Source organism: Rheinheimera sp. A13L (assembly GCF_000217935.1).
Lineage (GTDB): Bacteria > Pseudomonadota > Gammaproteobacteria > Enterobacterales > Alteromonadaceae > Pararheinheimera.
Genome location: NZ_AFHI01000002.1, coordinates 130,615 through 150,526, shown reverse-complemented (window position 1 = coordinate 150,526; position 19,912 = coordinate 130,615). Strand labels below are relative to the sequence as shown.

The 19,912-nt window shown below is 47.3% G+C and carries 16 protein-coding genes and 3 tRNA genes; 3 read left to right on the top strand and 16 right to left on the bottom strand.

The window, feature by feature from the left end; genetic code table 11:
* Positions 1 to 208: 208 nt before the first annotated feature.
* The 8 genes from RHEIN_RS02145 to RHEIN_RS02110 form a co-directional block, all read right to left on the bottom strand.
* A tRNA-Arg gene (locus RHEIN_RS02145) sits at positions 209 to 285 on the bottom strand.
* Between the two features lie 40 nt (positions 286 to 325).
* A tRNA-Arg gene (locus RHEIN_RS02140) sits at positions 326 to 402 on the bottom strand.
* A gap of 17 nt (positions 403 to 419) precedes the next feature.
* Positions 420 to 509, bottom strand: a tRNA-Ser gene (locus RHEIN_RS02135).
* 158 nt (positions 510 to 667) lie between these two features.
* On the bottom strand, positions 668 to 871 hold the full coding sequence (csrA, locus tag RHEIN_RS02130) for a carbon storage regulator CsrA (protein WP_008897327.1): 204 nt from the start codon (positions 869 to 871) through the stop codon (positions 668 to 670).
* 115 nt (positions 872 to 986) lie between these two features.
* Positions 987 to 2,195, bottom strand: a complete 1,209-nt coding sequence (locus RHEIN_RS02125) for an aspartate kinase (RefSeq protein ID WP_008897326.1) — start codon at positions 2,193 to 2,195, stop codon at positions 987 to 989.
* A 6-nt stretch (positions 2,196 to 2,201) separates the two neighbouring features.
* Complete coding sequence (alaS, locus tag RHEIN_RS02120) at positions 2,202 to 4,820, bottom strand: alanine--tRNA ligase (RefSeq protein WP_008897325.1); 2,619 nt, start codon at positions 4,818 to 4,820, stop codon at positions 2,202 to 2,204.
* Positions 4,821 to 4,829: 9 nt separating this feature from the next.
* Positions 4,830 to 5,315 carry a regulatory protein RecX gene (locus tag RHEIN_RS02115; RefSeq protein WP_008897324.1) on the bottom strand — a complete coding sequence of 162 codons (486 nt, stop codon included), beginning with the start codon at positions 5,313 to 5,315 and terminating at the stop codon, positions 4,830 to 4,832.
* A 2-nt stretch (positions 5,316 to 5,317) separates the two neighbouring features.
* On the bottom strand, positions 5,318 to 6,040 hold the full coding sequence (locus RHEIN_RS02110; protein ID WP_008897323.1) for a hypothetical protein: 723 nt from the start codon (positions 6,038 to 6,040) through the stop codon (positions 5,318 to 5,320).
* A gap of 256 nt (positions 6,041 to 6,296) precedes the next feature.
* Between RHEIN_RS02110 and RHEIN_RS02105 the strand changes: the two genes are divergently transcribed.
* Positions 6,297 to 7,307 (top strand): DUF5924 family protein, encoded by a 1,011-nt coding sequence (locus tag RHEIN_RS02105; RefSeq protein WP_139056386.1) that lies wholly within the window; start codon positions 6,297 to 6,299, stop codon positions 7,305 to 7,307.
* A gap of 129 nt (positions 7,308 to 7,436) precedes the next feature.
* On the opposite strand, the gene RHEIN_RS02100 is transcribed toward RHEIN_RS02105, so the two are convergent.
* On the bottom strand, positions 7,437 to 9,599 hold the full coding sequence (locus RHEIN_RS02100; protein WP_008897321.1) for a S46 family peptidase: 2,163 nt from the start codon (positions 9,597 to 9,599) through the stop codon (positions 7,437 to 7,439).
* A gap of 180 nt (positions 9,600 to 9,779) precedes the next feature.
* On the opposite strand from RHEIN_RS02100, the gene RHEIN_RS02095 reads away from it, so the two are divergent.
* Both RHEIN_RS02095 and RHEIN_RS02090 read left to right on the top strand, forming a co-directional pair.
* On the top strand, positions 9,780 to 10,289 hold the full coding sequence (locus tag RHEIN_RS02095; protein ID WP_008897320.1) for a TIGR00645 family protein: 510 nt from the start codon (positions 9,780 to 9,782) through the stop codon (positions 10,287 to 10,289).
* Between the two features lie 93 nt (positions 10,290 to 10,382).
* The gene (locus tag RHEIN_RS02090; protein ID WP_237704327.1) at positions 10,383 to 10,898 is read left to right on the top strand and encodes a helix-turn-helix domain-containing protein; all 516 of its coding nucleotides are present in this window, start codon (positions 10,383 to 10,385) and stop codon (positions 10,896 to 10,898) included.
* Here the strand turns inward: RHEIN_RS02090 and pelA are convergent.
* The 7 genes from pelA to RHEIN_RS02055 are packed head-to-tail and all read right to left on the bottom strand — an operon-like array spanning position 10,864 to position 19,895.
* Positions 10,864 to 12,144 (bottom strand): pectate lyase, encoded by a 1,281-nt coding sequence (gene pelA / locus RHEIN_RS02085; RefSeq protein ID WP_008897318.1) that lies wholly within the window; start codon positions 12,142 to 12,144, stop codon positions 10,864 to 10,866. The two genes, RHEIN_RS02090 and pelA, sit on opposite strands and share 35 nt — an antisense overlap.
* Complete coding sequence (locus RHEIN_RS02080; protein ID WP_008897317.1) at positions 12,144 to 13,766, bottom strand: NADP-dependent glyceraldehyde-3-phosphate dehydrogenase; 1,623 nt, start codon at positions 13,764 to 13,766, stop codon at positions 12,144 to 12,146. The genes pelA and RHEIN_RS02080 overlap by 1 nt, the downstream gene beginning before the upstream one ends.
* Before the next feature lie 13 nt (positions 13,767 to 13,779).
* On the bottom strand, positions 13,780 to 14,730 hold the full coding sequence (locus RHEIN_RS02075; RefSeq protein ID WP_008897316.1) for a sugar kinase: 951 nt from the start codon (positions 14,728 to 14,730) through the stop codon (positions 13,780 to 13,782).
* Positions 14,731 to 14,752: 22 nt separating this feature from the next.
* Positions 14,753 to 15,409 carry a bifunctional 4-hydroxy-2-oxoglutarate aldolase/2-dehydro-3-deoxy-phosphogluconate aldolase gene (gene eda, locus RHEIN_RS02070; protein ID WP_008897315.1) on the bottom strand — a complete coding sequence of 219 codons (657 nt, stop codon included), beginning with the start codon at positions 15,407 to 15,409 and terminating at the stop codon, positions 14,753 to 14,755.
* Complete coding sequence (locus RHEIN_RS02065) at positions 15,406 to 16,902, bottom strand: mannitol dehydrogenase family protein (protein WP_008897314.1); 1,497 nt, start codon at positions 16,900 to 16,902, stop codon at positions 15,406 to 15,408. Before RHEIN_RS02065 ends, eda begins: the two co-directional genes overlap by 4 nt.
* 11 nt (positions 16,903 to 16,913) lie before the next feature.
* A complete protein-coding gene (uxaC, locus tag RHEIN_RS02060) occupies positions 16,914 to 18,338 on the bottom strand; it encodes a glucuronate isomerase (protein WP_008897313.1) in 1,425 nt (474 codons plus the stop codon).
* 9 nt (positions 18,339 to 18,347) lie between these two features.
* Positions 18,348 to 19,895 (bottom strand): UxaA family hydrolase, encoded by a 1,548-nt coding sequence (locus tag RHEIN_RS02055; protein ID WP_008897312.1) that lies wholly within the window; start codon positions 19,893 to 19,895, stop codon positions 18,348 to 18,350.
* Between the last annotated feature and the right edge of the window lie 17 nt (positions 19,896 to 19,912).

Below are 19,912 nucleotides of genomic sequence, written 5' to 3'. Positions count from 1 at the left end.
CACTTAGCAGGTTTAGTTGTGGTGGACGCAGGAGGATTGCAAGTGGCGTCCTGCCACTTGCCCTGCGGGCCGAGCTTCGCTCGTCCAAAATCGTTCCTGACGATTTTGTCGAACCTAGCGGAGGATCTCATCCGCCTGTGTCCACCATCGCCGATCTGTTTGACTGAATTTTAAGTACAAAAAAACCTGCACTTAGCAGGTTTAGTTGTGGTGGACGCAGGAGGATTCGAACCTCCGACCGCTCGGTTCGTAGCCGAGTACTCTATCCAGCTGAGCTATGCATCCATCTGGTACTTTCTTTTTTCGCTTCGTCGTTGTAGTTAAGTGGTGGACGCAGGAGGATTCGAACCTCCGACCGCTCGGTTCGTAGCCGAGTACTCTATCCAGCTGAGCTATGCATCCAATCTTAACAGTACAACTGGCGGAGAAGGAGGGATTCGAACCCTCGATAGAGTTTCCCCTATACACCCTTAGCAGGGGTGCGCCTTCAGCCACTCGGCCACTTCTCCGCACTACGTTGCGGCGTGTATATTAATGTCTCAGGAAAATAAGTCAAACAATTTTTGGAGCTGGAAAGCGCGTTTGCTGACCTTTTAAACAATTCGACTAAATATTCGCTACAAAGGCTTAAAAATATACAACTTCTAAAAATGCTAACTAATAAAATTTACTGATCGTCATCGCCGCTGAAGCCACCAGGAGTGCCTTTTTCAGCCTGAATGCGCATATAAATCTCTTCTCTGTGTACTGAAACTTCTTTTGGTGCATTCACACCGATACGAACCTGATTTCCTTTCACACCTAAAACTGTGACTGTGACTTCATCACCAATCATCAGTGTCTCACCAACACGACGCGTTAAAATAAGCATTCTTTGCTCCTTTTGTATGATCCCAGCTTCCAATGGTCACGCTTGTTGTAATCACACTGCGTATACCTGTCCGCTTTATGATAACTCAGCTGACAAATTTATGAAAACCTTGAAGTTAATTAACTGAACCTAATAAAGCAGAGTGTAAAGCGACCGCCACTTTATTCAGCTCAGCCTCTGGCACTACGATAGATAATTTAATTTCAGCACAACTGACAGCAACTACCTGCACTGCTAATAACTGCAATTGTTCAAATACTGTCGCCGTAATGACAGGATTTGATTTCAACCCTATCCCTACTATAGATAACTTGCCCAAAGACTTCCTGCTTTGCAGCGTAAAATTTTGCTTCTTTTTCAGTTCATTACAAATATCTTCAACAGTATTCAGATCATTTTGGTTCAAACTGAACTGCATCTGCACTAAACCGGACGGCGCATACTGCACCTTTAACATGTCGGTCTCAATAGCTAAACGGGCGAACTCCTTCAGTAATGCGATATGTAGCTCACTACTGAGCTCATTCAGCTCCAACCAGACTTCTCCGGTCTGGCATGCCAGTCCTGTTACCGCTACAACACTCATGCTATGGTCCTCATAACAGACTAAAGTTCCCTGATCGGGTCTGAAGCTGGATAACACCCGAACCGGCACTTGATGCATAGCTGCGTATTCGACAGAACGGGAGTGCAATACCTTAGCGCCTAAACTGGCCAGCTCCAGCATGCTGGATGCATCTATATACGGCAGCCGGAACGCATCGGGGCAAATACGAGGATCCATGCTGTAAATACCATCCACATCGGTAAAAATCTGGCATTCATCGGCTTTTAACGCTGCTGCTAAAGCGACAGCCGTGGTATCAGACCCCCCTCTGCCTAAAGTAGTGATATTGCCTTCAATATCGCGGCCCTGAAAACCAGCAGCTATCACAATATGGCCCTGCTCCAGCTCTTGCCATAAACGTTCAGTGCCCACAGATAAAATACGGGCGCGGCTGAATTTATTGTCAGTCAGAATGCCAATCTGATCAGCCAGTAGCGATACAGCCGGATGACCCCGCTTAATCAGCGCCATTGCCAGCAAGGCAATACTGACCTGTTCACCGCTGGCGGCGAGCATATCCAGTTCGCGAGTCGCAGGACGGTTATCAATCTGATGTGCCAGCCCAAGCAGTCTGTTGGTTTCACCTGCCATAGCAGACACCACCACTACTACTTTATGACCAGCATGCACAGTTTGAATCACCTGCTCTGCCACAGCTTCGATACGTTCGGGGGTACCTACTGAGGTACCCCCGAATTTTTGTACATATAAAGCCACTGAGTTTTACAGCTTAGCCGCAATATAGTCGGCAGCAGCTTTCAGTACGCCAGGTAAAGCGGCTACATCAGTGCCACCTGCCTGAGCTAAATCCGGCTTACCGCCGCCTTTGCCACCTACTTGTTCGGCTGCCCAGCCAATCAGCTGACCCGCCTGAACTTTGCCCGTCAAATCCGAAGTGACACCAGCAATTAAACTGACTTTGCCTTCAGCCGCTGTAGCTAATAACAAAATGCCTGAACCTAATTTGTTTTTCAGTTCATCCACCATAGTGCGGAAGGCTTTTGGATCGGCGCCTTTCAGTTCTGCAATCAGCACTTTTACACCGTTAATCAGCTGCACCTGCTCCAGTAATGAAGCACCTGCAGCGCTGGCGAGCTTGGCTTTTAATTGTTCCAGCTCTTTCTCCAACGCTTTGCGGCTGTCCATGGCCTGCTGTACTTTGTCAGCAATAGAAAAGACATCGCCTTTGAGCATTGAAGCTACAGTTTGCGCCTGTTGTTCCAGCTTATGCACAAAAGCTAAAGCGCCTTCGCCAGTCACAGCTTCAATACGGCGGATACCGGCCGCTATGCCGCTTTCCACCACAATTTTAAATAAGCCGATATCACCGGTGCGTGATACGTGCGTACCACCACAGAGTTCAATAGAGAAGTCGCCCATGCTCAGCACACGCACTTCGTCATCGTATTTTTCACCAAAGAGCGCCATAGCACCTGCAGCTTTAGCCTCATCGACATTCATCAGGCGGGTCAGCACTTCATGGTTTTGTTGCACCTGCTCGTTAACCATTTGCTCAATACGGCGGATTTCATCGGCTTTTACTGCTTCAAAATGCGAGAAGTCAAAACGTAAACGCTCTGAACCCACTAAAGAGCCTTTTTGAGTCACATGCTCACCTAATACGGTGCGAAGTGCGGCGTGCAATAAGTGAGTGGCCGAGTGGTTTTTACGAATGGCTTCACGGCGGGCATTGTCGATGGCCGCATCCACTAAATCGCCAATGGCCAAAGCGCCTTTTAAGCTGCCTTTGTGGGCAAAAGCTTTACCTACTTTGATGGTGTCTGCCACGGTAAAGACCGCGCCATTGGCCAGGGTTAATACACCTGCATCACCGGATTGACCGCCAGACTCAGCGTAAAATGGCGTTTGATCCAGAATGACCAAAGCCTGCTGTCCGTCCGTCAGTGCATTGACCGCATTGCCTTCCAGCAGAATTTCGACCACTTTGGCTTTGCCCTGAATCTGGGTATAACCGGTAAAGTCAGTGCATTGCGCCGAAGTTAAGGCCTGATTGTAATCGGCACCAAAGTTAGAGGCTTGCTGAGCACGTTTACGCTGCGCTTCCATCGAGGCTTCAAAACCGGCCTGATCCACAGTTAAACCACGTTCACGCGCCACATCACTTGTTAAGTCCAGCGGGAAACCGTAAGTGTCATACAGCTTAAAGGCCACTTCGCCAGGGATCACAGTACTGCCATTAAGGTCTGCTAAAGCCTCTTCCAGAATACCCAGACCACGTTCTAAGGTTTTGCCAAACTGCTCTTCTTCCAGCGCCAGCACTTTTTCAATCACGGCCTGCTTTTCAATCAGTTCAGGGTATGCTTCACCCATTTGTTGTGCCAAAGCGCCCACCAATTTACTGAAGAACACACCTTTAGCGCCAAGCTTATTACCGTGGCGAATGGCGCGGCGAATAATACGGCGCAATACATAACCACGGCCTTCGTTGGATGGCATCACGCCATCGGCCACTAAAAATGAACAACTGCGAATATGGTCAGCCACTACACGTAACGACTTATCGTTTAAATCAGTTGCGCCTGTGATTTCTGCTGTGGCTTTAATCAGAGCAGCAAAAGTATCGATTTCGTAGTTGCTGTGGACGTTTTGCAAAATAGCTGCAATACGCTCTAAACCCATGCCGGTATCAACGCTTGGTTTTGGCAGTGGTTCCATCCGGCCATCAGCGTGACGGTTAAACTGCATAAAAACGTTGTTCCAGATCTCAATAAAACGGTCGCCATCTTCTTCTGGTGAACCCGGTGGGCCACCCCAGATATGGTCGCCGTGATCATAGAAAATCTCAGTACAAGGACCACAAGGACCCGTATCACCCATAGCCCAGAAATTGTCTGAGGCGTAAGGTGCACCTTTGTTATCACCAATACGGATAGCACGCTCAGCAGGCACACCCATCTCTTTGGTCCAGATATCAAAAGCTTCATCGTCTGTGGCATACACAGTGATCCAGAGTTTTTCTTTCGGCAGTTTGAGTACTTCAGTTAGAAATTCCCAGGCGTATTGAATAGCATCCTGTTTGAAGTAATCACCAAAGCTGAAGTTACCCAGCATTTCAAAGAAGGTATGGTGACGGGCTGTATAGCCTACGTTTTCTAAATCGTTATGTTTACCCCCGGCACGTAAACAACGTTGTGCTGTCACTGCGCGGTTGTAGCTACGTTTGTCCTGACCTAAAAACACGTCTTTAAATTGCACCATACCGGCGTTAGTAAAGAGCAATGTCGGGTCATTGCCCGGGATCAGCGAACTGCTGCTAACAATTTGGTGGCCTTTACTGGCAAAAAAGTCCAGGAAAGCGCGGCGAAGTTGTGCCGAAGTCATATACATGTCCTACTCTTCTTTTATCTCTGCAAATACAAGTTGGATAGTGTCGCTGCCAAAGCCTCTGCTTTGTAAGTAACGAATCCGTTTAAGTTTGTCCTGATAATCCGCTATAGGTTTATCGGCATATTTTTTCCGGTATGCCAGTGTGGCAACCTCAAACCAGTCGATATTTAATTCTTCCAGCAGTTGCTGTTGTAATTCTTTTTTAATGCCCTGCTGTGCACAAAACTGGCTAATGTAAAACCATCCATAGCCTTTATGCAACTTTGCATTGACCTGCATGCGGGCATAACGTAACTCATTTTGGTAATCCCGTTGCTGCGCCCACTCCAGCAATTCTGTAATTTGTTCTGCCGAAGCGCCTTTTTGCTTTAACTTTTGCTTCAGCTCCAGCGCGCTGTATTCACGGCGTGATAACAAGCCCAACAGCCATTGCCGCAATTCCTGCTCTGTCAGAGGCTTTGGTTCTTGCGAAGGCCGGGGCTCTGTCATGCTTATACTTCCAGTACAGCAGGAGCTGAATCATCCAATTGCAAAGCAAAAAAGGCGCTAAAGGATAAAAAGAAGGCTATTTGCAACACAGGAATTATCACCACAAAAGCAAAACCAAAAGTGACAAGACCTAACATACCCAGTGCTACAGCCATAATACCAAATAAGGTTAAGGCGCCGACATTACGCCAGCAGGCTGTCAGGCTGGCGGTTAAAATGGCCTGCAAACGTTGTTCGTTAAGGAAATAGGCTATAGCTACTGCATAAGCAAATAACATAAACATCAGACTCAGTGCGACCACAAAGAACAACACCGTCAGCGGCTCAACCGCTTCAGCCTGAGCCTGTTCCATCAGTTGTGCCATCAGCAACATCAACGGAATATTCGCCAGCAAGTTAGCTCCAGCTAGTCTTATAAAAATGCGGCGGTAACGCTCTTCTTTAAAAACACTAAAAATCAGCTGAAAATTAACTTCTTTTTGCTGTTGCAGCAGTACTATGCTTTTGTAGAAACCTGCAGTTAAAAATGGATTTGCCAGCACCAGCAAGACCGCAAGTACTGGATGCAGCTGGGCCACTAAACTTAGCACCGTCATAAAGGCCACCATAGCTATCATAGTGGACGGCGCCAGACGGAATAATTCCCAGGCTTTAGTCAGCCATGACAGAGCGGCCTGCATGGGCACCCGACGTATGATAAGTTTTACCTGAACTTTCTGATCCACGAACTATAACCCTTCTGTCACTTCTGCAGCCGCAACCCAGATGGTTACGAAATGATGCGTATCTTACTGCAAAAGCAGGGTTACTAAGAATAGCTGGAGCAGAAAAAGGCGGTTTTAGCTGTGGATTATGGAAATTAACTGCAAGCGCCGTCAATCTGAAACCAAAACAGCTTTCCAGGGTCATTACAGCGTATAGTGCGGTAGCATAAATTCAAACCGCCACAGAAGGACAGGGATGAATACTGTTGGGGGTTTGATGAATAGAATAAGCAGTGCTTTTGTCTGGATTATTGAGTTAACAAAAAAATACTCCGGCCTGATGGCCTTATTTGGTTTTTGCACTGGCTTATTTAGCTTGTGGCAGGTGGAACAGCGTGAGCAGTTCGCTCAGTTTTTTGCCATTTTAATGGTTGTTGGCTGGGTATGGCTGACAGGCGAATATTGGCTACGCAAAGGGTTATTGAAAAAATTTGGTGTGAGTTTATCCAAAGACTTAACCAGCTTTGTGACCCAGTTATTGCATCAGGAAAGTTTGTTTTTTGCCTTACCCTTTTTTCTGGCGGCCACCGACTGGGATCAACCCCAGGCGCTTTTTACCTCATTACTGTTACTTTGCGCTGTAGTAGCCGTCATTGACCCGGTGTACAACAAACTGCTGACCCGACGACGAGCCTTATTTCTGGTTTATCACTGCTTTTCTTTATTTGCCGTCTTGATGGTGGTATTGCCCCTGTTGTTTTTTATGACCACCACCCAGAGTCTGGGTCTGGCTTTGATTATTTCTGCTTTGCTGAGTATTCCCAGTATCCGCCCTTTATTGGCGCAGCCAGGCCGCTGGCGTTTACCTGTGCTAGCGCTGCTGTTAGTCGCACTTGTCACAGCTATATGGTTTGGCCGCAGTTTGATCCCTGCTCCTGTACTGCGTTTAAACGACATTCAATTGAGCCAACAACTGGATTATGAACAACGTTTACCTGGTTCAGCCATTACAGAGCTGACACTGGCACAATTACAGGAAGGTGTATATGCCTATACCTCAGTGCGGGCCCCCCGAGGCCTGAAAGAACAGATTTATCATGAATGGGTTCACAACGGTGAGTCAGTAGAACGCATTCGGTTAGATATTTCCGGCGGGCGGGAACAAGGTTACAGAGCCTGGACACGCAAACAACATTTTCCACAACATGCTGTAGGTGAGTGGAAAATTCGGGTAGTGACAGACTCGGGGCAATTACTTGGAGCTATTAGTTTTACTGTAACGCCTTAAAGCAACTATCCCCGGTTGTGATTTGAATTTTAGAAGGGCCGGTTGTAGGGGCCGCGGCTTGTCTAGGCTCTTCCACCTGTACAGCTTGTGTCGTCTAGACGGGCGGGGACAAGCCCCGCCCCTACCGGGTTATTCTTTAACTATTTCCATTTCTTTCAGAAGGTTAGCTGCGCCGTCTACTTTCTCCATTTGCCACAGCATATAACGGCTGTCGACATGGATAGAGCGGTTGGTGGCCGGGTCGTAGTCCCAGTTGCCGATTATGCCTTCAATCACCCCATCAAATAACAAACCGACCAGTTCAGCTTTGCCATTCAGTGTGGGTGAACCTGAGTTTCCGCCTGTGGTATCCACTGTGCTTAAGAAATTCACCGGCAGATTGTTATACACAGCGTCTTTGTAGATGCCAAAGTCACCTTCTTTTAAGGCTTTCACCTGAGCTGGCGGCGCATCAAAAGGATCTATACCTGTTTGCTTTTGCAAAATACCAGCAGCTGTTGTAAATGGCTGATAAGACACCGCATCTTTTGGCTGGTAACCTTTGATAGCACCATAAGTCACACGCAGCGTGCTGTTAGCATCGGCATACACTGCCTTACCGTTGGCTTTATTAAAGGCAATAATGGCTTCCATCACTTGCGGACGGGCCACCGCCAGTTTACCTTTGTGTTCTTTATCTGCAGTTTCCAGTGCCATATCAGTGTCGTACATAGCCACAGCGTATTGGATCAATGGGTCTTCGCTGGCTTTAAAATCATCCACAGATTTACCCATCCAGGCTAAACGTTCCACTTCATCCGACAAAGTTGTAGCCTGATATAAGCTTTCGAGCTTAGTGCGAAGTGCTGCAACATCCAGCTCACCAGAGCCAATAGCAAAATAACCATCCAGCGCTTTTAAACGCTGATCTTTGGGTAATTTTGCGTAGTGTTGCAGGAAATGCAGCATCAACTCTTGCTCCACTTTGGCATCGAAGCTGCGGGATAATCGTTTCATGCTGGCAGAAAAACGTTCCAAATCGCGCTCTTGATAACCCATTTCACGTTCTGTATCTGGTTTTTGCTGTTCATGGGCTAAACGGTATAAACGTTTGGCAGTGTTAAACAGCTGACCATAACTTAAATAACCTAAGATCAGATCACGTTGCTGGTGTTCCTGCTCTTCTGCCAGTAATTGCTGCAGACTGCGCACTGCAGGTGCATATTTCGCCTGACGAGCCGGGCTGGATTTAATCCACAGGTTCAGGCCTTTATCAAACAGATCTTTACGCTGTTGAATGTCACCGGTTTTGTAACTGTGGATCATGCCTTCAAAGTTTTTCGCATAGTTTGCCAAAGACGCCAGAATGCTTTCGTATTTAATACGCTCTTCTGAACCTTCGGCTGAGTGCTGCTTAATCACTGCAATAGCTTCTTCACGGTAGGCTTTGGATAAAGGCAAAACCTGAGTAAACTGATTTTCGACCTCGGCAGCCGTGTTGTACCTGTTGGTGCGGCCCGGATAACCAATGACCATCACAAAGTCGTTTTCTTTAAGAGGCTTAGCTGACACTTTTAGATAAGATGGTGGCGTAAACGGAACGTTGTCGGCACTAAAATCTGCCGGCTGACCGTCTTTACCTACATAAGCGCGATAAAACGCATAGTCCCCTGTATGACGGGGCCACATCCAGTTGTCGATATCACCACCAAATTTACCTACACCTGAAGCCGGCGCATGCACCAGGCGCACATCGCGAATTTCCATTTGTTTGATCAGGTAGTATTCCAGCCCGCCGTGAAAACTGTAGACATCACAGCGATAACCCGGCGTCTCACAGGCTTCAATTTGGTCTTTACGCAACTGGCTGATCCGTTCAAAACGTTCTTTGCCTTTCAGCTGCGGCGTTAATTCCTGATTAATCTGAGCTGTAATATTGGTCACTTCCTGAGTGACAAATACTTTAGCGCCAGGTGCTGCCGGTAATTCTTCATCTAAATCTTCAGCTAAAAAGCCTTTCGCCAGCAGGTTATTTGCTGCTGTGCTGTTGTGCTGAATACTGCCATAAGCGCAGTGATGGTTGGTCAGAACCAAACCCTGATCGGAGACAAAAGAAGCAGTACAGCCGCCCAAACTAATGACTGCATTCATTGGAAATGCGGTTAATTGGGCGATACTTTTGACATCAATTTCCAAACCTTTTTCTTTAAGGAGTTGTTCAAGTTCAGGTAACTGATGAGGTTGCCACATGCCTTCATCGGCATGAGTGAAGGGGGCGATGGACAAAGCCAGCGCAAGCAGAGTTTTTTTCATTCAGAAATTCCTTGGCATAGAGGCCCAGACAAACTAACAGGATCAGGAAAAAACGCCGATGCTGTTGCGGGTAACGGCGCTCATTGTGCGATATTTTACAATAAAGTAAAACGGCCAGCCGCTTGAATTTCTGTAGTATTTACCCCATAAAGTGGTGTCAATAATGAGACTGGAGCAATAATGGAACAGCTAATAGAAAAAACGATGTACGCCACCCGCTGGCTGATGGCACCTATTTATCTTGGGCTGAGCTTAGCGCTGTTGGCTTTGGGTATTAAGTTTTTCCAGGAAGTGCTGCATATTGTGCCTGTCATTTTCAGCATGAAAGAAGTGGACCTGATTTTAGTGGTGTTGTCTTTAATTGATATATCGCTGGTGGGCGGTTTATTAGTGATGGTGATGTTTTCTGGTTATGAGAACTTTGTCTCCAGAATGGATATTGATGACACTGGCGACAAACTAGGCTGGTTAGGTAAGCTGGACTCCAACTCACTGAAAAACAAAGTAGCTGCTTCTATAGTGGCTATTTCATCTATTCATTTGCTGAAAGTATTTATGGATACGCAGAATATTCCAAATGACAAAATCATGTGGTATTTACTGATCCACCTGACTTTTGTTTTATCCGCTTTTGCTATGGGTTATCTGGACAAAATCACCAAAGACGCAAGCAAAAAAGATAACTTCTGATCCCTGTTTTGGTCCGGCCTCAAGGCCGGGCTTTTATCTCTATGCCCTTATATTCTTCCTGATGAATGATGAGTTTTTACCTCTGGCGGCATAGTGGCGGGTTCAATTCGTGGCCGACACTGCTATGGTGAAGTCAGTATGGGCATTCACAGCAAAGATGAGGCAACAATGATCCTGAAAAAACTACGTCACCAAAAACGCTGGTCACAAGAACAACTGGCGGAAATGACCGGGCTAAGTGTACGCTCAGTGCAAAGGCTGGAGGCGGGTGGCAAAGCCAGTCTGGAATCATTGAAGTCTCTTGCTGCTGTGTTTGAAGTGAATATTGCCTTATTTGAACAGGAGATCACCGTGATTGATAAAAGCACAGAAGACTGGGAAAAAGTTCCGTACTGGCTCAGAGGTTATTTTTTTGGCTCAGGCTTGCTAAAAATACCGGAACGAAAACTCAATATCCGCATTGAACAAGGCACAGTCGCCCTGGGGTTCGGCTTTTTATTGCTGACCCCTTTTCAGCCCAATGCCTTTTACGCCAGCTTTGTATTATTTACTGCGGCTTACGCCGTGTCGTTATTTACCAGGGCGGGAGATAAGTATTCGGTTTGGTAAAACAACAGCGGTCCTGTCTCTCATTGGCAGAACCGCTGTTTTTCGTGGTTGTGCCAATCGGGTTCTGTGCAACAAGGCCAGCTTTCCATTCAGAATAAGCCCCCAGAACAGCTTCAGCATTGGATTGATACCAGCCATACCCCAGTTGTCGTTCAATCGAAAGCTCGGCCATGCTGCTGACTATGCGACCGTCACGGTCAACAAAAAGCGGTTCTTGTCTGTCCAGATCATAAAATCTGGCCCAAAGAGGTTTAGCACCTTTTTGCGGCAAAAACCGAACGCCGTTCTCACTTCGGATCATTTGTGTGTTCTTGATTTGTTTTTGTTGAAACCACGCAACAGCAGCTTCAACACTGGCGATCACAGCATCAGAAGGTTTTACCCTTTGCATCAGCATTAAGACCACAGCAGCGCTTTCACTGCTAATTAACGCAGGCAGTTCATAGGCTCTGGCTTTTATTGGAAAAAGTTGTACCTGATCATATTGCGAAGCCCAGATGGTCAACTGGCCCTTTAACCTCAGCTGGGTTTTTAACAGCAATTGCACTCCAAAAGCAAACTGCTGCTGGGCCTGCTGTTTCAGGGAAGGATCTACAAAAGCAAATTGAGGCTCTGTTGCGACCTGATGTAGCAAAGTCAGTAATTGCACCATCACATCATCATTAAAAGTAACAGCATCATGGTAACCCCCCCGTAGCGGATAACTTTGGGCAAAACCGCCATTGGGATATTGGGCCTGAAGAACTAAAGTTATGCCCTTTTCTACGGCGTGCTGAATCTGTGACTGTAGCTGCGGGTCAGCCTGAGAATAATAAGCGGCCAGCCAATGCAGTTGTATGGCTGTGGCGTCGTTGTCAAAAGTTGGAACATAGTCTGCTTCCACACCAAACTGCTGACCTATTTGACGGGGCGAAGACCAGATATTGGTTCTTTTGCTCCAGCCGCCTGAAGGTGTCTGAAAACTCAGAATATTAACCGCAATACGTTGTGCTTCTGCAAACTCCAACTGGTGAGCTGGCAAAGGCGCACTACGACCAAAGCCCTTATCATACACAGCAGGCAAAGCTTGTTTAAGCCCTGCTTGCTGTAATTCATGTTGCAGGTGTTGTTGGTCTAGTTGCCGCAATAACTCTGACTGCTGTTGATGCAGCCGCCAGCTGCTGTCTGGTATTTCTGGTTTCTCTTGTAAAAGTGCTGCGTTGGCTGCACAGCTGCAAACAAGCAACACTGCAGGCCAGAGTGTCATCAGAATAAAAAGTCTGTGGCTAAAAACTGCGATGAACCTTGTTTAATCATCTCTTTCATCAGCGCTATTTGTTCAGGGTTGTATTTACAGGCCACTAAGGTGGGGATAGAAAACTGCAGCAAGGCATCTTCCACTGATAAAGTGCCTTCGGCTGAGTTTTTCCGGCCAGTAAAAGGAAAACTATCCGGGCTGCGCTGGCATTGGCTGTTGATATTAATACGGCCGACCTGATTGGCAAATAGATCCACCAGCTCACCTATTTGTTGCGCGTCCTGACCAAAAATACTCAGTTGCTGGCCAAAATCAGAATGGATCACATAATGGATCACTTCACTGATATCGTCATAAGGCACTACCGGCACTAAAGGTCCAAACTGCTCTTCCTGATACAACCTCATCTGACTGTTGACCGGATACAACAAAGCCGGACGCATTAACGAACCTGAACTTTGGCCGCCTTCAGGGTTTATCACCTCTGCACCTTGCTCTATAGCGTCAGCTATTAAGTCTTTTAAAAACTCGACTTTGCCAGGTTCAGGCAAAGGCGTAATCTGCACTTGGTTTGTCCAGGGTAAACCCAGCTGCAATGCATTGATGGCGTCCGACAATTGCTGCACAAAAGCATCGGCAATGCTTCGCTCTACAAAAAAGATTTTTAATGCAGTGCAGCGCTGGCCATTAAAGGATAAAGCACCAGCTACAGCTTCTTTGATAGTTAAATTTAAATCAGCGTCCGGCAGCACTATGGCGGGGTTTTTCGCGTCGAGCCCAAGCACTGCACGCAGGCGATGTGGTCGTGGGTGCAGTTTTTTTAAATCACTGGCACCTTTATTGGTGCCGATAAAGGCAAATAAGTCGACACTGCCACTTTCCATTAAAGCGCCCACAGTTTCCCGACCACGGCCATAAATCACGTTGATGACTCCTAGCGGAAAAGACTCTGCAAAAGCTTTTAACAGCGGCTGGATCAGCAAAACACCGTATTTAGCAGGTTTAAAAATAACAGTGTTGCCCATGATCAAAGCCGGGATCAGAGTGGTAAAGGTTTCATTCAGCGGGTAGTTAAAAGGCCCCATACAAAGCGCCACACCTACAGCAACGCGGCGTATTTTGCCTAAAGTGCCCTGCTCTATCACAAAGTGACTGGCGCTGCGATCTTGCTGCTTTAAGGCCTGAATGGTGTCGCGGATATAATCGCAGGTGCGGTCAAACTCTTTGGCGGCATCCGGCAAAGGTTTACCAATTTCCCACATCAATAAGCGGATCACGGCGTCGCGTTGCAAAAGCATAGCGGCAAGGAATTTTTCCACAGCCACCACACGTTCCATCACAGCCATCGAAGGCCAGACGCCACGGCCTAAATCATAAGCTTTTAAGGCCGCATCCAAAGCAGCTTTAGCGGCGGCTTCATCCATTAGCGGTGTGGCACCTAACAAAACAGGAGTCAGTTCACCTGAACTGTTACGAAGCGCAACCGGGCTGTAGACAGGAGCTAAATCACCTTGCCACTGGCAGAGAGTGCCGTTAAGTAAATAGTCACGCTGCTCTATCGGACCTGTGAGTTGCCATTGGCTTGGGATCTCAGCAGGCGTTGGAAAATACAAAGACAGATCAGCAGACATTACTTATTTCCTTTTAGCTAAATGTACTCAAATTAAAACGACCAGAAAAACTACGGAATTGCTCTTTGGTTACTATGGCGCCTGTGTGCTCTACCACAAAGCTGGCCAAAGCTGCGGCATACTGGCAAGAGGCTAAAGGCGACAAGCCATTCAGACGACCTGACAAATAACCACCATTAAAGGAATCTCCGGCTGCAGTGGTGTCTATCACTTTTTTAACTGGCACTGCAGGGCTCTGGAAACTTTTGCCATCGCTATAACCCAACACACCTGCCGGGCCATTTTTGACGATAATTTCTTTGACACCCAGCTGCTGCAATTGCGCCAATACATCAGCTGCAGTGGCACTGCCATACAAGACTTTATGGTCGTCAAGGCCTGGCAAGGCCAGATCAGACAAGGCATAGGCTTTGTCGAAATTGGCGCGGCAAAGGTCGGCATCAGGCCAGAGTGCGGGTCTGTAGTTAGGATCAAATACGATTTGAACGCCGCTTTGTTTTAACTCTTTAATTAAATCAAACAGATAGGTACGGTCTTCCGGCGATAAAATCGCCAGACTAATACCAGAAAAATAAAATACATCTGCAGGTAATAATTGCGCCAAAGAGCCCTGCTGACGAAACAAGGCCAGGCTTTGTTTGGCCGCTGAGCTGTCGCGCCAGTAGACAAAACTACGTTCGCCAAAACAGTCGGTATTGATCATATACAAGCCAGGGCGGGCTGTTTTGCTGCGAAACACCAGCGAGCTGTCGAGTTTTTCCTGCTCCAGCTGGGCGATAAGTTTGTCGCTAACTAAATCAGTGCCCACTGCGGATAAAAACTTCAGATTCAGCTGTTGTGCTGCGCTGCGTTTGCAGTACACAGCTGTGTTGTAAACATCGCCGGCAAAAGCCTGATGGTAAACGTTATCCACGAGCTGGAATAACTCGACCATACATTCGCCAAAAATTATGACTTGTTTCATGGATCAATCCTTAAGTTTTGCCTCAGGCAACGCGGCTATGCCGAACCCGGCTTTGCTCTGCCACAGTCACAGACTGACGGGTCAATTCAGTAATGGCAGCCCAGTTTTGTTGTTGTACCAAATCTTTAGGTGACAACCAGGAACCACCAGCCACAAACACATTAGGTAAAGCCAAAAACTCTGCCAGATTATTCAGTTGCACACCACCGGTGGGGCAAAATTTAACCTGTTGAAAAATACCAGCCAGAGCTTTGAGCATCTCAATACCACCTGCTAAATGCGCCGGGAAAAATTTTAGTTCTGTTAAACCTAATTCCAGCGCCATCGCCATTTCAGAAGGAGTAGCTACGCCTGGCGCCAAGGCCAGTTCGGTATTCATCATAGCTTTGAGTAAATCAGGCGTACTGGCAGGGCTGACCAGAAACTGCGCACCAGCAGCTTTGGCATTATTGGCATCTTTAGCTGACAAAATAGTACCGGCACCTGTTAAAAGCTCTGGCACTTCAGCGCGAATAGCACTGATGCAATCTAAGGCTGCAGCTGTGCGTAACACCACTTCCACTGCGGTGACACCACCTTGTTGCATCGCTTTTGCAATAGCAACAGCCTGGGCTGGTTGTTCAGCCTGAATAATGGGCAACAACAAGCCACCTTTGAGTAAGGAAGATAAAGAGGTCATGCAAGATCCTGTAAAAAAGCGGCAACATCAGTGCCTTTGGGTAATAAAAGTAAAGGGCTAAGCTGCTGGTAAGCAGTAGTTAATTCAGCTTTAAAAGCATCTGACTGCTGCAAGGCAGGGGGAAATACCTGACTCAAGGCTAAAAATAGCGCTGCATCTGCCTGTGCATCACCAGTGCATGCCGCTGCACAATCCAATAAAGGTGCGGCTAAGGGATCAACCAAAGCAGTATCGGGTTGTTGCTGGTAACGCAACCGGATAAACAACATCCAACTGGCCACCACCAGACTTAATAAACGAATAGAACGACCACTGGCTAAGTTGTCCAGAATAATTGGAAACACCCGCATCGGTAGTTTTTGCGAGCCATCCCATGCAATTTGAGCCAGCAAATGCCGGATGGCCGGGTTGTCAAAACGCTGGAAAATATCAGCGCTGTACTCTGCCGGGTTTAATTCGGCCGGTGCGTGAAAAGAGCCAATAATTTCATCTTGTGCCAGCTTTTGCACAAAATTGCGCAGCTGTGTTTGCTGCATGGCATCAAACACAGTGTCCAAACCACACAAAGAGCCTAAATAAGCCAAGGCCGAATGGGGTGCATTGAGTAACCGCAGTTTGGCTTTTTCAAAAGCTTTGACATCCTGAGTGTAAGTAACCCCCACCTGATGCCAGGCCGGTCTGTGGGCTGGCAGAATATCTTCAATCACCCACTGACAGAATTTTTCGCGTTTAATAGGCCAGTTGTCCTGATACCCCAGCTCTGCCGCTAATTGTTTTGGCAATTCTTCATCTGTGGCAGGGGTAATGCTGTCGACCATAGTGCAAGGGCACACCAGTTGCTGTTCCAGCCAGTTGGCCAAAGCCGGTTGTTTTTGCCGGGCAAACGTCAGCAGTGCACTGCGTAATTTATGGCCATTGTCGGTCAGGTTATCGCAGCTCAGCACGACAAAAGGTGGCACATTGGCGGCGAACCGCAGTGCCAACGCCTGCACTAATAAACCTATAGCTGAGCGGGCTTTCACGCTGCTTTGTAAATCGTGCTGAATATCGGCATGAGTTAAATCCAGCTCACCCAATGTATTTAAGCAGTAGCCTTTTTCAGTGATGGTTAAGGTGACATAAAAGCTGGTTGGCGCAGCTAAACGTTGCAGTACCTGCTCGTATTGTTCGGCCGCTACCAGCAACTCACGGATAGAGCCTACCAGCTGATATTCAGTTTTTTTATCCAGCAATACCAGACTGTATAACCCTTGCTGTGGTGTTAAAGCTTTGGCTAAATCGTTGGATCGCATCGACACCACAGAAATGCCCCAGTCACCGCCGTACTTCAGCGCGAGGTCTGTGTACCAGGCCTGATGTGCGCGAAAAAAAGCGCCAGGCCCAATATGCACTATGCCAATGCCAGTCGAAGACGGATCATAAGCGGGCAGCTTCAATTTGCCTTGCAGCTCTTGCAGCAAAGCCGGCTCTAAACGAGGAATATCGATGCTCATTTTTAGTCCTTTTAATCCAGCTGATAAGCTTGTTTTACCAACTGATAGGTCAGTTGCTGTGCCAGTTCATGCGCTTCATCTTCGTTTAAGCGATGTTCAGCCACTAAACCTGCTAAGAAACGACAATCAATGCGGCGTGCCACATCATGGCGGGCCGGAATAGACAGGAATGCACGGGTATCGTCGTTAAAACCAACTGTGTTGTAAAAACCAGCGGTTTCAGTCACCTGGTGTCTGAAACGCAACATACCTTCAGGGCTGTCATGGAACCACCAGGCAGGGCCCAGTTTTAGCGCCGGATAATGGCCAGCCAAAGGCGCCAACTCGCGGGCATAAGTGGTTTCATCCAGGGTGAAAAGAATTATTTTCAAAGCGGCATTGTTGCCGTATTTATCCAGCAGAGGTTTTAAGTTGCTGACAAATTCAGTAGGGCTTGGAATATCCGCGCCTTTGTCGGCACCAAAGCGTTCAAAAATAGCTGGGTTATGGTTACGAAACGCACCAGGGTGAATTTGCATCGTCATGCCATCTTCAATGCTCATCCCAGCCATTTCCGTCAGCATCTGAGCACGGAATAACTCGGTTTGTTCTTTACTGGCAGTGCCGGATAAACACAGCTGAAACAAAGCACTTGCTTCATGCTCTGACAAATTCGCTGTTTTGGCTGTTGGATGACCGTGATCTGTGGCTGTAGCGCCATGGTCGCGGAAAAACTGGCGACGAATACGCAGCGCCTGCAAATAACCTTGCCAGTTGTGAGTATCCTGCCCTGTTTGTTCGGCCAGTTTTTTGATATTGGCCAGAAAATCAGCGCGGTCGGCATCTATCACATCGTCAGGTCTGAAGGTGGTGATCACCCGTTTTTCATAACCTGTGCCTTTTAAAGCTGCATGGTGTTTTAACGAATTGACTGCACCTTCTGTTGTCGCAATCAGTTCGATATTAAATTTATCCAGCAAAGCTCGAGGCTTAAATTCAGGTTTCACCAACTGCTCATTGATGCTGTCGTAATACAAATCTGCGGTGTCTGTGCTTAATGCATGCTCTAAACCAAAGACGTCATGGAATACGCTATCAAGCCAAATGCGTGACGGCGTGCCACGGAACAAATGATAATTTTTGGCAAAAGTGTGGAAAATTTTGCGGTAATCAGTTTCGACCGGCGTGCCGTCTTTGCTGCGAATACCTAAAGACTCCAGCGAAATGCCCTGGCTGTACAGCATGCGGAACACATAATGATCCGGCAGCAGCAATAAGCTGGTGGCATTGTCGAAATTGGCGTTGCTGGCAAACCAGCTTGGATCGGTATGACCATGTGGGCTGACAATAGGCAAGTCTTTAATACCTGCATACAAACGTCTGGCTATGGCGCGAACTGTAGGATCGGCCGGAAATAATCTGTCTTGATCAAGTACTAAAGGTTTAAAGTTGGCCATATAAATTCCTTACAGGGTCACGCCATTTTTCCAAATGGCGATTTCTTTGTTGTCTGATAATTCGTTTTGGGTGGGCTTGCCTGAGGCGATATCAATCAGGTAGCGGAAAAACTGGTAAGAAAAATCCTGAGCATTCTGGCCTTGTTGCAACAAAGCGCCTGCATCAAAATCTATCCATTGGGGTTTACGTTTGGCTAAATCGCTGTTGGACGAAATTTTTACTGTAGGCACAGGGAAACCCAGCGGTGTACCACGGCCCGTAGTAAACAAAAGCATAGTGGCTCCACTGGCCGCTAAAGCAGTGGAAGACACCGCATCATTGCCTGGGCCTTGCAGTAAAGTTAAGCCTTGTTGCTGCACTAAAGCACCATAAGGAATAACCTGCGTCACTTTGGCAGAACCACCTTTTTGAATGGCACCTAAGGATTTTTCTTCCAACGTGGTTAAACCACCGGCTTTGTTGCCAGGGCTTGGGTTTTCATAAACCGGCTGTTTGTTGTCGATAAAGTACTGTTTAAAGTCGTTGACCAAAGTGACTATGTCGGAGAACACGACTTCATTGACAGCCCGGCTCATCAATACCTGTTCGGCACCAAACATTTCAGGAGTTTCAGTCAACACCACTTTGCCGCCGGCAGCGCAGACTAAATCGGCAATACGGCCCACCAGCGGATTAGCAGTTAAACCACTTAAACCGTCTGAGCCACCACATTTCATGCCGACCACTAAATCGGACACAGGGCATGCTGTGCGTTGGTCCTGCTGCATCAGTTGAATAAGTTCAGCGGCCGCCTCGAGGCCTTGCTCTAACTCATCTTCTACTTGTTGGGCATTAAAAGAGCGTAAACGGCTTTGATCCAGTTCAGGGCAGGCTTTAAGTAAAGCCGCCAGCTGATTGTTTTCACAACCTAAACCCAGCACCAGCACAGCACCAGCATTAGGGTTTTGCATTAAGCCAGCCAATACAGCACGGGTGTGGTTTAAATCATCACCTAACTGAGAACAACCAAAAGGATGGGTATAAGCAAAAACACCGTCTGTTAAACCAGCAAATTGTTGATTGGCTTTTTCGGCAATTTTCATCGCAGCACGATTGACACAACCTACTGTGTTTAAGATCCACAGCTCGTTACGAGTACCGACCCGGCCATTGGCGCGGCGATAGCCCATAAAGTGTGTTGGCAATTCGGCTGGGAAAGTTAAATCCTCGGCGTTACAACCCTGATACTGATAGTCAATTTGATCAGACAATAAAGTTTTCAGATTGTGTGAATGCACCCAGCTGCCAGAGGGAATATCATCCTGTGCTACTCCTATGGCATAGCCATATTTGATCACAGCTTCGCCTTTTTTAATTCGCTTGAGCGCTACTTTATGACCAGGCTGAATATCTTCTTTTGCCTGCACTTGGTGCCAGGGTTCAATTAAAGATTGGCCTGAAGTCAAAGGCTGCAACACCACCAACACATTGTCGCGTGGATGCACCTGCAACAAGCCCAACTGAATGGCCTCTGGGTCAGCAATATGTGGGCTACAACCTTTTGTTTGTTCTGTCATTTTTAACCTGCTAAATA